This is a genomic window from Micromonospora sp. II (assembly GCF_001709195.1).
Taxonomy (GTDB): Bacteria; Actinomycetota; Actinomycetes; order Mycobacteriales; family Micromonosporaceae; genus Micromonospora; species Micromonospora chalcea.
On record NZ_LYXF01000067.1, the window covers coordinates 1 to 12,676 of the forward strand.

Annotated in this window: 15 protein-coding genes; 11 read left to right on the forward strand and 4 right to left on the reverse strand. The window is 74.4% G+C overall.

The window, feature by feature from the left end; genetic code table 11:
- From A8711_RS25820 to A8711_RS31800, 3 genes are all read left to right on the forward strand, one after another.
- Positions 1 to 403: oligopeptide/dipeptide ABC transporter ATP-binding protein (locus tag A8711_RS25820; protein ID WP_141707642.1), on the forward strand; the 403-nt coding region annotated here is incomplete at its 5' end.
- On the forward strand, positions 400 to 1,425 hold the full coding sequence (locus tag A8711_RS25825; protein ID WP_069089601.1) for an ABC transporter ATP-binding protein: 1,026 nt from the start codon (positions 400 to 402) through the stop codon (positions 1,423 to 1,425). The genes A8711_RS25820 and A8711_RS25825, both read left to right, overlap by 4 nt.
- A 266-nt stretch (positions 1,426 to 1,691) precedes the next feature.
- On the forward strand, positions 1,692 to 1,922 hold the full coding sequence (locus tag A8711_RS31800) for a hypothetical protein (protein ID WP_043323909.1): 231 nt from the start codon (positions 1,692 to 1,694) through the stop codon (positions 1,920 to 1,922).
- On the opposite strand, the gene A8711_RS25835 is transcribed toward A8711_RS31800, so the two are convergent.
- Entirely contained in the window at positions 1,860 to 2,567 is a 708-nt protein-coding gene (locus A8711_RS25835; RefSeq protein WP_069089603.1) for a B3/4 domain-containing protein, read from the reverse strand. The two genes, A8711_RS31800 and A8711_RS25835, sit on opposite strands and share 63 nt — an antisense overlap.
- A gap of 13 nt (positions 2,568 to 2,580) precedes the next feature.
- Complete coding sequence (locus tag A8711_RS25840) at positions 2,581 to 3,189, reverse strand: LysE family translocator (RefSeq protein WP_069089604.1); 609 nt, start codon at positions 3,187 to 3,189, stop codon at positions 2,581 to 2,583.
- 28 nt (positions 3,190 to 3,217) lie between these two features.
- Between A8711_RS25840 and A8711_RS25845 the strand changes: the two genes are divergently transcribed.
- On the forward strand, positions 3,218 to 4,693 hold the full coding sequence (locus A8711_RS25845; protein WP_069089605.1) for a PLP-dependent aminotransferase family protein: 1,476 nt from the start codon (positions 3,218 to 3,220) through the stop codon (positions 4,691 to 4,693).
- Positions 4,694 to 4,699: 6 nt separating this feature from the next.
- Here A8711_RS25845 and A8711_RS25850 read toward each other — a convergent pair whose 3' ends face one another.
- On the reverse strand, positions 4,700 to 5,683 hold the full coding sequence (locus tag A8711_RS25850; protein ID WP_069089606.1) for a YafY family protein: 984 nt from the start codon (positions 5,681 to 5,683) through the stop codon (positions 4,700 to 4,702).
- A gap of 45 nt (positions 5,684 to 5,728) precedes the next feature.
- Between A8711_RS25850 and A8711_RS25855 the strand changes: the two genes are divergently transcribed.
- Complete coding sequence (locus A8711_RS25855; RefSeq protein WP_069089607.1) at positions 5,729 to 6,205, forward strand: hypothetical protein; 477 nt, start codon at positions 5,729 to 5,731, stop codon at positions 6,203 to 6,205.
- Positions 6,205 to 6,660 (forward strand): hypothetical protein, encoded by a 456-nt coding sequence (locus A8711_RS25860; RefSeq protein WP_069089608.1) that lies wholly within the window; start codon positions 6,205 to 6,207, stop codon positions 6,658 to 6,660. Before A8711_RS25855 ends, A8711_RS25860 begins: the two co-directional genes overlap by 1 nt.
- Here the strand turns inward: A8711_RS25860 and A8711_RS25865 are convergent.
- Positions 6,635 to 7,315 (reverse strand): TetR/AcrR family transcriptional regulator, encoded by a 681-nt coding sequence (locus A8711_RS25865; RefSeq protein WP_069089609.1) that lies wholly within the window; start codon positions 7,313 to 7,315, stop codon positions 6,635 to 6,637. The genes A8711_RS25860 and A8711_RS25865 overlap by 26 nt on opposite strands.
- A gap of 116 nt (positions 7,316 to 7,431) precedes the next feature.
- Between A8711_RS25865 and A8711_RS25870 the strand changes: the two genes are divergently transcribed.
- From A8711_RS25870 to A8711_RS25890, 5 genes are all read left to right on the forward strand, one after another.
- Positions 7,432 to 8,922, forward strand: a complete 1,491-nt coding sequence (locus tag A8711_RS25870; protein ID WP_069089610.1) for an NAD(P)/FAD-dependent oxidoreductase — start codon at positions 7,432 to 7,434, stop codon at positions 8,920 to 8,922.
- Positions 8,915 to 9,829 (forward strand): SDR family oxidoreductase, encoded by a 915-nt coding sequence (locus A8711_RS25875; protein ID WP_069089611.1) that lies wholly within the window; start codon positions 8,915 to 8,917, stop codon positions 9,827 to 9,829. Before A8711_RS25870 ends, A8711_RS25875 begins: the two co-directional genes overlap by 8 nt.
- Complete coding sequence (locus A8711_RS25880; RefSeq protein WP_069089612.1) at positions 9,826 to 10,665, forward strand: alpha/beta fold hydrolase; 840 nt, start codon at positions 9,826 to 9,828, stop codon at positions 10,663 to 10,665. Before A8711_RS25875 ends, A8711_RS25880 begins: the two co-directional genes overlap by 4 nt.
- Before the next feature lie 73 nt (positions 10,666 to 10,738).
- Positions 10,739 to 11,389 (forward strand): GntR family transcriptional regulator, encoded by a 651-nt coding sequence (locus A8711_RS25885; protein ID WP_069089613.1) that lies wholly within the window; start codon positions 10,739 to 10,741, stop codon positions 11,387 to 11,389.
- Positions 11,386 to 12,666: a nitrate/nitrite transporter gene (locus A8711_RS25890; protein WP_043323926.1), complete on the forward strand. Its 1,281-nt coding sequence runs from the start codon at positions 11,386 to 11,388 to the stop codon at positions 12,664 to 12,666. The genes A8711_RS25885 and A8711_RS25890 overlap by 4 nt, the downstream gene beginning before the upstream one ends.
- Positions 12,667 to 12,676: the final 10 nt, after the last annotated feature.

The window sequence follows — 12,676 nt, forward strand, 5'->3', positions numbered from 1 at the left end:
GATCACGCATGACCTGGGTGTGGTGTCTCAGGTGGCTGATGACGTGTTGGTGATGTACGCGGGTCGGGCGGTGGAGCACGGGAGTGTGGAGCGGGTGTTGCGGGCGCCGCAGCATCCGTACACGTGGGGGTTGTTGTCGAGTGTGCCGTCGTTGCACGGTGACGCGGACGCGGACCTGGTGCCGATCCCGGGTAACCCGCCCAGCTTGATCAATCTGCCGTCTGGGTGTGCGTTCCATCCGCGGTGCCGGTGGGCCGGCGTGAACGGTGACCGGTCCCGCACCGAGGTGCCCGARCTGCGGGAGGCCGGCGTGCCGGGTCACCTGGTCGCCTGCCATMTGCCGSCGGGTGACCGGGAGCGGATCTACCGGGACGAGGTCGCGCGGGTGGGGGTGGCCCGATGAGCGCCGAGACCGAGCCGCTGCTGTCGGTGCGGGGACTGACCAAGCACTTCCCCGTCCGGCAGGGCCTGCGCGTCACGGGTGCGGTGCGGGCGGTGGACGGGCTGGACTTCGATGTGCGGCCGGGTGAGACGCTCGGCCTGGTGGGGGAGTCGGGGTGTGGGAAGACCACGACCGGGCGGATGCTCGTGCGGCTGCTGGAACCCACCGCCGGGACGATCGAGTTCGCCGGGCGGGACATCACCCACGGCGGGCGGCGTGAGCTGCGCGCGTTGCGGCAGGACCTGCAGATCATCTTCCAGGACCCGTACGCCTCGCTGAACCCCCGCCACACGGTCGGGCGGATCGTGGCGATGCCGTTGCAGGTCAACCGGATCACCCCGCCCGGCGGCGTGAAGAGACGGGTCCAGGAGTTGCTGGAACTCGTGGGGTTGAATCCGGAGCACTACAACAGGTACCCGCACGAGTTCTCCGGCGGGCAGCGCCAGCGCATCGGCATCGCCCGCGCCCTGGCGTTGAAACCGAAGCTGATCGTCGCCGACGAACCCGTCTCGGCGCTGGACGTGTCGATCCAGGCGCAGGTCATCAACCTGCTGCGCGACCTGCAACGCGACCTGGACCTGGCGTTCGTGTTCATCGCCCACGACCTCGCCGTCATCCGCCACTTCTGCCACCGCGTCGCCGTCATGTATCTCGGCAAGATCGTCGAGATCGGCGATCGCGACGACATCTACACCCGGCCGCAGCACCCCTACACCAGGGCCCTGCTGTCCGCGATTCCGGACGTCTCCACGCTCGGGCCCGCCGGCCGGATCCGCCTCACCGGCGATGTCCCGACCCCGTTGAACCCGCCATCGGGCTGCCGCTTCCGTACCCGCTGCTGGAAAGCCACCGACCACTGCGCCACCGAAGAACCGGCGCTGACCACCCGGGACGACGGCGGGCAGCTCACCGCCTGCCACTACCCGGAGAGCGGACCGGTCGGCGTGCCGACCGGCGAACCCGGCAGCAACGAACGCACCTGACCCACGACGGAGCCGGGGACGACCCTGCCCGGCGCAGGGATCAAGCCTGACTGCCCTGAGCCGGGCACGGTCGTTCCCGGCCGCCGATGCCGGCGTCCGCGCCGGTGACGATCGCGACCCGGTCGTAGTGCCCCGTGTCGCTGGGGCATGACCGCGCACTACCCGCGCGCCGCGACCTCAACCGGGCGGACGACCCCGACTCGGCCGCCGGTTTCGTCGGAGGCGGTGGCTAGGGTACGGGCGTGATAGCCGATGAGTCCGATGCCGTGACCGTTCGCTTCCTGCGCATGATGAGCGCCGAGCTGCACGCCGAGCGGGCGGGCGACGACTCGCTCGGCCGCACTGTCGAGCTGGCCCGGCAGTGGTGGGGCACCGCCGACGACCGGCTCGCCGACGCCCTGCGCGAGCTGCACGGCGAGCCGTCCGAGCCGGCGTCAGGCGGTCCGGACGGGCACGGCGAACTCCGGGGCCTGCGAGGTGAGCAACGCCGTCCGTGACGGCACGCGCCACTGCTCGGCCAGCGCCGCCGCCAGCTCGTCCAGCATCCGGCGTACGGTCGGCGCCGCCCCGGCGTGCATCGCCTCGATGACCACGAGGACCTCGACGGTGTCGGCACGTACCGCCGAGGCGCCGCTCTGCCGGTGGCACCAGCGCCGGGCGTGCGCCTGCCCGCCCTCGTCGGCGAAGATCACCTCGCCGGGCGCGGGCTGCTCGGACTCCCCACCGAGGCCGAGATACGACTCGGTGCCGTCGGCCGGGCGCACGGTCAGGTCGCCGTCGATCCCGGCCAGGTCGAGCACGGCGACCGGGACCGCGTACCCGACGGAGAGCGCGTTGCCGAGGTCCACCAGCGGGTGCAGCCGGGGCAGGTCGCCGTCGCGGCGCAACCGGCGCAGCAGTGACTCGGCCGCGCAGCGGTAGCGCGTCGGCGGGCAGCCCATCCGGGTGAACGCGCGCCGCCACGCCTGGATCTCCGGGAAGCCGCCCTCCGGTGCGGCGGCGAGCCGGTCCCGGGCGACGCCGAGGTGACCGGCGAGGCGCGGCGTGACGTCGGCGTCGGGCGTGATCCCGGTGGCGTGCAGGACGCCGCAGGTCAGCTCGGGGAAGGACGACCAGATCTCGGGGGAGTGCCGGAAACGCACTGATGAACTCCTTCTAGGCGGTGAACGCGAGGCCGAGGCCCAGGGCGAGGAAGCTGCCGGCCACGGCGTGCCGCAGCAGCGCCCTCAGCCGGGGCCGGGCCAGCACGCGGCGGCGCAACGCGCCGGCGAGCACCGCGTACCCGGCGAACACCAGCAGCGTGACCAGCATGAACACCAGGCCGCAGGCGAGCATGCGGACGGGAGCGGCGGGCGTGCCCGGGGGTACGAACTGCGGCAGGAACGCCACGAAGAACACCGTCACCTTCGGGTTCAGCAGATTCAGCAACACCCCGTCGCGGAACACCGCCGACGCCGGGCGCGGCGGCCGGTCCGCGTCGACGGTGAACGCGCCCCGGTCGCGCCACGCCGACCAGGCCATCCAGAGCAGGTACGCCACGCCCAGCCAGGTCACCACCCGGAACGCCGGGGTGCCGGCGCGAAGCAGCGCGGCCAGGCCGGTCACGGCGGCGATCACGTGCGGAACGAGGCTGAGCGTGGCACCGGCCGCGGCGGCCAGCCCGGCGCGGCGTCCGGCGGTCACGGCGGTGGCGAGCGTGTGCGTCACCCCGGTGCCCGGAGTGACGGCGACGACGAGTGCCGTCAGCAGGAAGGCGATGGTCACCCGTCCAGCCTCTGGCCATAATGGTCCGGTGGACAGGGCCAAAGCCGTCGTTTCCGAGAGGTCCAAATCGGTCGGCGCGGACTTCCTCCAGCTCGATGTGGGCGAGGCCCCGCCCGGCGGCCGCGCGGACTGGCTGGCCGCCCGGCTGCGCTCGGCGATCGCCGACGGCCGCGCGCCAGTAGGCACCCGCCTGCCACCCAGCCGGGTGCTCGCCGCCGAGCTGGGCGTCTCACGCGGCGTGGTGACCGAGGCGTACCAGCGGCTGGGCGAGGACGGGCAGGTGGCAGGACGCGGCCGGGCCGGCACCGTCGTGGTGGCCACACCAGCCTCCCTGCACGCCCGGCCGCCCGAGCCGAGGAGAGCGCCGGAGGTGTTCACCGGCCGGCCCGGCCTCGACGTCTTCGAGGCGCTGCGCGCCGCCCCCGCGCGGGTGGACCTGACGCCCGGCGTACCCGATCTGGCGGCATTTCCCCGCGCGGCCTGGCTGCGGGCCGAGCGGGCCGTGCTGCACCGGGCCACGCCCGCCGCGCTCGGCTACGGCGACCCGACCGGCACGCCCGCGCTGCGGCGGGCCGTCGCGAACTGGCTGGCCCGCAACCGGGGCATCCGCGCCGACCCGGCCGAGGTGGTGGTAGTGGCCGGGGTGTCCCAGGCGCTCGGCCTGCTCGCGCGGGTGCTGCACGAGCGGGGTACGCGCACCGTCGCGGTGGAGGACCCCGGCTCGCTCGGCGTGCGGCAGCACCTGACATACGCCGGGATGGCGACGCCGCCGGTGCCGGTGGACGACCGGGGCCTGCGCGTCGACGAGCTGGAGCGGTCCGGCGCGCCGGCCGTGCTGCTCACCCCGGCGCACCAGTTCCCGATCGGGGTGGTGCTCGACGGTGAGCGGCGTCGCCGGCTGCTGCGGTGGGCGCGCGACGGCGGCCTGGTGCTGGAGGACGACTACGACGCCGAGCACCGCTACGACCGCCCGCCCGTGCCGGCGCTGCGCGGCATGGCCCCCGACCGGGTCTGCTACACCGGCAGCATCTCCAAGCTGCTCGCCCCGGCCCTGCGGATCGGGTGGACGCTGGTGCCGCCGTCGCTGCGCGCCGACGTGGTGGACGCGAAGCGGACGGCGGATCTGGGCAACGCGGCGCTGCCGCAGCTCGTGCTGGCCGAGCTGATGGAGTCGGGAGCGCTGGAGCGGCACCTGCGGCTGCTGCGCCACCGGCACGTACGCCGCCGGGACGCGATGATCCGGGCGGTCCGCGCGTACCTGCCGGGGGCGGTGGTGCACGGCGCCGCCGCCGGACTGCACCTGACGGTCACGCTGCCCGGCGACGTCGACGACCGGGCGCTCGCGGCGGCGGCGCTGCGCCGGGGCGTCAAGGTCCACCCGCTGTCCTGGCACGGGCAGCGTCCGCAGCCGCCGGGCCTGGTCCTCGGGTACGCGGCGACCCCGCCGTCGGAGATCGACCGAGCCCTGTCCACAGTCGCCGAGGCCCTCCACACCCTCCCCTGAACCCGCTCACCGGGGGAGAGGTGGGGGGTAGAGGGCGGCCAGGGCGGTGGCGGTGGCGGCCAGGCGGGCGCGCAGCTCTTCCGGGGACAGGACCTCCACGTCGGCGCCGAGCCGCAGCAGGTCGCCGTGGGCGTGGGTGAGCGACTCGATCGGGATGACCGCGCGCACCCAGCCGCCGTCGTCGGGCGGGCCGGCGCTCGCCTCGGCGGCGGCGACCACCACGTCGCTGCCGATCTCGCGCAGCCGGGCGAACCCGCGCGGCGACAGCCGGATGTGCGCCTCGTCGCGGTGCAGCCCGGCCCGGAACTCCACCACGTGGGCGCGCCACCAGGCCGGCAGGTCGAACTCGGGCCGCTCGAACGTCTCGTCCAGCGGGGCCAGGTCGAGGATCTGGTTGACCCGGTAGGTGGCCGGTCCGGCGCGGTCCGGGCGGGCGGCCACGAGATACCAGCGCCCGCCCTTGAGCACCAGCCCGTACGGTTCGAGCACCCGGATCGTCTCGCCGCGCCAGCCCCGGTAGCGCACCCGGATCCGGTGCTCCCGCCACACCGCCTCGGCCGCCTCGGCCAGGTACGGCGACGGGTCGCCGTCGGAGTACCAGCCCGGCGTGTCCAGGTGGAACCGCTGTTCCAGCCGGGCGGCCCGGTCGGCCAGCGGCGCGGGCAGCGCGGCCCGCAGCTTGAGCTGCACGGCGGTGACGACCGACTGGTAGCCCAGTTCGGCGGCCGGTCCGGGCAGCCCGGCGAAGAGCATCCGGTCTGCCTCCTCGGCGGTCAGCCCGGTCAGCCGGGTCCGCCAGCCCTCCACGAGCCGGTAGCCGCCGTCGTGCCCGGCCTCGCCGTACAGCGGGATACCGGCGGTGTGCAGCGCCTCGACGTCCCGGTAGATGGTGCGTACCGACACCTCGAGTCGGGTGGCCAGGTCGGCGGCGGTGAGCCGGCCGTGCGCCTGCAGGAGCAGCAGGATGGACAGGAGTCGACTGGCCCGCATTCCGCTGACACTAGCTGTCAGGGGACCGCCCCTACCGTCCCGATCATGGCTTTCCACCACAAGGAGCTGACGGTGCCGGGGACGATCGAAGTCGCCGGCCGGCACGTCAAGCGCTACCACATCGACCAGCCGGACCGCCGCCTCGAACCGCGTGTGGTCGACGCCGCGTACGCGTACCTTCCCAAGCTGCTGCCCGGCCCGGACGGCGGCACCCCGCCGGCGAGCTGGGTGGTGCTGCACCGGGGCGCGGACAGCGGCGCGTACCTGCTGGCGTACACCTGGTTCTTCGACAACGTGGTCGAGTGCCGCATCGCGATCGCCGGACAGCCCGCCCTCGACTGCCCGGACGACGACCCGGCGCGCTTCGTCGACCTGGAGCGCCCCGGCGTGGGCTGCGTCTGGGAGCTGGGTGTGCTGGAGCACGAGCGCGCCGCCTGGATCCGGCACGTGCTCGCGCCGGACGAGCCGGACCTGGCCGGCTACCTGGCCGACACCCGGCCCGCGGGGCCGGTGGGGTTCTGATGGGCGACTTCGACTTCCTCGTCGGCACCTGGGACGTGACAAACCGGCGCCTGCGGCAGCGGCACGTCGGCAGCGACGACTGGGACGAGTTCACCGGCGTCAGCGAGGCCCGCTCGTTCTTCGACGGCGCGGGCAGCTTCGACGAGATGCGCTGCCCCAGCCGGGGCTTCTCCGGCTCCAGCGTGCGCGTCCTGAACCCGTCGACCGGGCTGTGGTCGATCTACTGGATGCACAGCGCGCGGGGCGTGCTGGAGCAGCCGCCGGTGGTGGGCCGGTTCACCGACGGCGTCGGTGAGTTCCACGCCGACGACACCGACGAGGGCCGCCCGGTGCGCTGCCGGTTCCTCTGGTCGGCGATCACCCCGGTCACCTGCCGCTGGGAGCAGGCGTTCTCCACCGACGGGGAGCGCACCTGGGAGACCAACTGGATCATGGAGTTCCGGCGGACGGCATGACCGGCGGGGTGGTGGTCCGGTAGATCGCGGTCAGCCAGACGTCGAGCAGCACGTCGACCACGTCCCGCTCGGCCACCGCCGGGCCGTCCCCGGCGAACGTGGCGTACCAGACCCGTTCGTTCATCGAGTTCAGCGCGATGGCGAGGTCCCGGGCGGGCAGCCCGTCCGGGGCCGCTCCACGTGCGCGTTCCGCCTCGATCGCGGCCTGCACCGCGCGGACCCAGCGTTCCAGCACCTCGGCCCAGAGCCGCCGCACCTCGGCGTTGGTGCCGCGTACCTGGGCGCAGGCCAGCACCACGTCCCGGTGCCCGCCGAACGTGGCGTGGAACCGGGCGATCAGCTCCCGCCAGTGGGCGCGCGGGTCCTCGGCGAGCCGGTCGAACACGCCGCCGGCCGCCGCGTCGGCCTCCTCGGTGACCCGGTCCAGCAGCGTGAGCAGCACCGCGTCCTTGGACGGGAAGTAGAAGTAGAACGTGGGACGGGAGATGCCCGCGCCGCGCGCCAGGTCGTCGATGGAGATGTCCCCGAACGCGCGCTGCCGCAGCAACCGCTCGGCGGTGGCCAGGATCGCGGTCTCCCGCTCGTCGCCGGCGGAGCGGCCGGCCCGCCGCCCGCGGCTGGGCGCGGCGCCGGCCGGCGTACGGGCGGTGGTCATGTCGGCTGATGCTACACCCGCTCAACACCCTGTCGATTAAGCTCGACATGGTGTTGACTGCGCTCGACGGCGATGGATAGTGTCCGGTCCACCGCCGGTGCGAACGGGAGAAACCGATGGCCGCAGACCACGTCGACGTCCTCATCGTCGGGGCCGGCCTGTCCGGCATCGGCGCCGCCGTCCACCTCGGACGCGACTGCCCCGGCAAGACCTACGCGGTGCTGGAGGCCCGGGGCGCCATCGGCGGCACCTGGGACCTGTTCCGCTACCCGGGCATCCGCTCCGACTCCGACATGTACACCCTCGGCTACTCGTTCAAGCCGTGGACCGACCCGAAGGCCATCGCCGACGGCGACTCCATCCGGGCGTACGTGCGCCAGACCGCCCGCGAGTACGACGTCGAGCGGCACATCCGCTTCCACCACCGGGCCGTGCGCGCGGAATGGGACAGCGCCACCGCCCGCTGGACGGTCCACGCCCGCCGCGACGACACCGGCGAGGACGTCACCATCACCTGCGGGTTCCTGTTCACCAACTCCGGCTACTACCGCTACGACTCCGGCTACACGCCGCGTTTCCCCGGCGTCGAGCGGTACGCCGGCACGCTCGTGCACCCGCAGCACTGGCCCGACGACCTGGACTACACCGGCAAGCGGGTCGTGGTGATCGGCAGCGGCGCCACAGCCGTCACCCTCGTGCCGGCGATGGCCGAGCGGGCCGCCCACGTCACCATGCTCCAGCGCTCACCCACGTACGTGATCGCGCTGCCCTCGCGCGACCCGTTCGCCGACGCCGCGCGGCGCTGGCTGCCCCCGAAGGCCGCGTACACGGTGGCGCGGTGGAAGAACGTCGCGCTCGGGGTGGCCAACTTCCAGCTCAGCCGGCGTGCCCCCGGCGTGGTGAAGCGGTTCCTGCGCCGGGCCGCGAAGGGCCGGCTGCCCGCCGGGTACGACGTCGAGCGGCACTTCTCGCCCCGGTACGACCCGTGGGACCAGCGCCTGTGCGTGGTGCCGGACGGCGACCTGTTCACCGTGCTGCGCGAGGGACGCGCGTCGGTGGTCACCGACACCATCGACACGTTCACCGAGCACGGGCTCCGGCTCGCCTCCGGCGAGGAGCTGCCCGCCGACATCGTGGTCACCGCCACCGGCCTGAACCTGCTCGCGCTCGGCGGCATGACCCTGGCGGTCGACGGCGCCGACGTCGACCTCGCCTCGACGGTGGCCTACAAGGGCATGATGCTGTCCGGCGTGCCGAACTTCGCCATGACGATCGGCTACACGAACGCCTCGTGGACGCTCAAGGCCGACCTCGTCGCCACCTACGTCTGCCGGCTGCTGCGCCACCTCGACGAGACCGGCCAGCAGATCGTCACACCGCTCGCCCCGGACACCGACGACCTGGCGCCGATCATCGACCTGCAGTCCGGCTACGTGCTGCGCGCCGTCGACCAGCTGCCCAAGCAGGGGCCGCGCGCGCCGTGGCGGCTGCACCAGAACTACCCCCGCGACGTACGCCTGATGCGGCACGGCCCGCTCACCGACGGCGTACGCTTCGCCCGCGCCGGTGTGCCCGCCGCCGCCACCTCGGGAGGAACCGATGCGTGACCTCGTCTTTCCCGGCGGCACCGCGGTGCTCACCGGCGCGGCGAGCGGCATCGGCGCGGCGCTGGCCCACGGCCTGGCCCGGCGCGGCGCCGACCTGGTCCTGCTCGACCGCGACGCCGACGGCCTGACCTCGGTCGCCGCCGCGATCTCGGCGGCGCACCCGGACCTGCGGGTCGAGACGCACGTGGTCGACCTCGCCGACGCCGAGGCCACCGAACGGGTCGCCGCCGAGATCCACCGCGCGCATCCCCGCATCCGGCTGCTGATCAACAACGCCGGGGTGGCGCTGGGCGGGCGTTTCGACCAGGTCACAGTGGAGGAGTTCCTCTGGGTCGTCGAGATCAACTTCCGGGCGGTGGTGCGCCTGACCCACGCGCTGCTGCCCGCGCTCAAGGCCGAACCCGGCGCGCACCTGGTCAACGTCTCCAGCCTGTTCGGCATCATCGCGCCCGCCGGGCAGGCCGCGTACGCGGCGAGCAAGTTCGCCGTCCGTGGCTTCACCGAGGCGCTGCGGCACGAACTCGTCGACGACGGCGTCGGCGTCACGTCGGTGCACCCGGGCGGCATCCGCACCCGGATCGCCGCCAGCGCCCGGGTCGGCAGCGGCGTGGACGTGGCCGAGTACGAGACCGGGCTCAGGCAGTTCGAGAAGCTGCTCACCATCGACCCGGCGAAGGCCGCCGAGGTGATCCTGCGCGGCGCGAAGCGGCGTCGCGGCCGGGTGCTGATCGGCTGGTCGGCGAAGCTGCCCGACCTGCTGGCCCGGGTGGCCCCCGCCGGGTACGGCCGGGTGCTCGCCCTGGGCATGCGCCCGTCCCGCCCGGCGGCGGCCGTCGCCGGGGCGCCGGCGCCGCGGGCCGAGACGCCCGGCGAGGAGGCCGCGCGGGAACCCGGACGCACGGCGTGACGGTGGCCCTCCCGCCGGCCGACGAGCGCACCGTCGACGGCCGGCGCGTGCGCTGCCGGATCAGCGGCGACGGGCCGCCCGTGGTGCTGCTGCACGGCATCGGCCGTACCCTCGACGACTTCACCGCCCTGCACGCCGCGCTGGCCCGCGACCACCTGGTGCTCGTGGTGGACCTGCCCGGGCACGGCGGCTCCGCGCCGCTGGACGGGCCGCACACGCTGCCCGCCCTGGCAGGCGCGGTCGCCCGGTTCCTCGACGTGGCCGGGGTGACCGGCCCGGCGCACCTGGTCGGCAACTCCCTCGGCGGGGCGGTGGCGATGCGCCTCGCGGTCGACGCGCCGCAGCGGGCGGCCAGCCTGGCGCTGCTCAACAGCGCCGGCTTCGGCCGGGAGGTGACGGTGGCGCTGCGGCTGCTCGCGATCCGCCCGCTGGCGCCGCTGCTGCTGCGCCCGCATCCGGGGATCGCCCGCCGCAGCGAGCGGGCCATCTTCTTCGACCCGGCGTACGTCACCGAGGAGCGGATCGCCACCGCGCTCGCCGTCGCCGGGCAGCCGCACGCCGCCCGGGTGATGCTGGAGCTGGTCCGCGACCTGGGCACCTGGCGCGGGGTGAAGCTGCGGTGGCGCGCCGAACTGCTCGACGCGGTGGCCGCGCTCGACCTGCCCACGCTGCTCGTCTGGGGCGACCGTGACCTGATCCTGCCCGCCACGCACCTGGCGTACGCCCGCAGCCGGCTGCCGCACGCGCGCCGCCATCTGTTCCGCGACACCGGGCACATGCCGCAGATCGAGCGGACCGCCGAGGTGGAGGCGCTGCTGCGGGAGTTGTGGGCCTGACCCGCGGTGGCCTGCGCCACTGCCCGGACCCGCGATCGAGCGGCGGGACGAGCCGCGGAGCAAGCTTAGATACATGACGCATCCCAGCCGGACCGCGCCGTCCGCCGCCGAGCGGGCGTACCGGCACCTCAAGCAGGCCATCCTGGAACAGGTCTACCCGGGCGGCCAGCTCGTGAGCGAGGGCGAGATCGCCGACGCGACCGGCGTGTCCCGCACCCCGGTCCGGGAGGCGCTGCTGCGGCTGGAGACCGAGGGCCTGGTCAAGCTCTACCCGAAGCGCGGCGCGCTGATCCGGCCGGTGTCGGCCCGGGAGATCGCCGACGTCATCGAGGCCCGCCGGCTGGTCGAGCTGCACGCCGCCGAGCGGGTGTGGCCGCGCCGCGCCGAGTTGCGCGCCGACCTGGCCCGCCGGCTGGAGGAGATGCGACGCGCGCACGCCGCCGGTGACATCAGCGCGCTGATGGGCGCCGACCGCTCGTTCCACGCCGCCGTGGTCGAGGCCGCCGGCAACGAGATCCTGGCCGAGCTGTACCACCGCCTGCGCGACCGGCAGCTGCGCATGGGCGAGGCGAGCTTCCGGCTCTCGCCCGGCTGGGCCGAGGTCGCCCTGGCCGAGCACGCCGGCCAGCTCGCCGCGCTCGACGGCGACGACCCGCAGGCGTGGCGCGACGCGGTCGCCGGGCACATCGACACCGCCGCGCGGATGCTCGGGACGCTGCGGTGAGCGTGTCCCGCCGGCCCGCGGCCCTGGTGTACGCGGTGGCGCTGACCGCGTACCTGACCGCCGTGTTCCACCGCAGCTCACTCGGCGTCACCGGGGTCGACGCGGCGGATCGGTTCCACATCAACGCCTCCGCGCTCGCCACGTTCTCCGTCGCCCAGCTCGCCGTCTACGCCGCCATGCAGGTCCCGGTCGGGGTGCTGCTCGACCGCTACGGCTCGCGCCGGCTGCTGCTGGCCGGCGGCGCGCTGATGGTGGCCGGGCAGATCGTCTTCGCGGTCGCCACCGACGTGCCGGCCGCCGTCGCCGCGCGGGTGCTCGTCGGCCTCGGTGACGCCATGACCTTCATCAGCGTGCTGCGCATCGTCGCGTTCTGGTTCCCCGGCCGCCGCAACCCGCTGCTGGTGCAGCTCACCGGCACCGTCGGCCAGCTCGGCGCGGTGCTCGGCGCCGTACCCCTGGTGCTGCTGCTGCACCGCGCGGGCTGGACCCCGGCGTTCCTGACCGCCGCGGCGCTCGGCGCGACGGTGGTGCTGATGATCCTCGTCGCGGTACGCGACACCCCGCACGCCGAGCACGCCACCGCGCTCGCGCCCGACCTGGCGACCGTGCGCCGCCAGCTCGCCGAGGCGTGGGCCGAGCCGGGCACCCGGCTGGGCCTGTGGACGCACTTCGTCACGCAGTTCTCCGGCTCGGTGTTCGCGCTGCTGTGGGGGTACCCGTTCCTGGTGCAGGGCCAGGGCTTCTCGCCCACGGCGGCGGCCGGGCTGCTCACCCTGATGACGATGGTGACGCTCGTGTGCGGGCCGGTGCTCGCGCATCTGTGCGCCCGCTTCCCGTTCCACCGCTCGGTGTTGGTCTTCGCCATCACCGCCGGCACCGCCGGCATGTGGGCGGTGGTGCTGGCGTGGCCGGGCCGGGCGCCGCACCCGCTGCTGGTGGCGCTCGTGGTGGTGCTCGCGGTCAACGGTCCCGGCTCGATGATCGGGTTCGACTACGCCCGCTCGTTCAACCCGGTGCACCGCATCGGCAGCGCCACCGGCATCGTCAACGTCGGCGGTTTCGCCGCCTCGATCGTGCTGATCCTGGCCGTCGGCCTGGTGCTCGACCTGGCCACCCCGGCCGGGCACGACGCGCCGCCGCTGTCCGCGTTCCGCTGGGCGTTCGCCGTGCAGTTCCTGCTCTGGGCGCTCGGCGCGGCGCAGGTGCTGCGCTACCGCAACGCCGCCCGCCGGATCGCCGCCGACCGGGCCGCCGCGACGGCCGCGGCCCCCGTCTGAGTACGCGGCC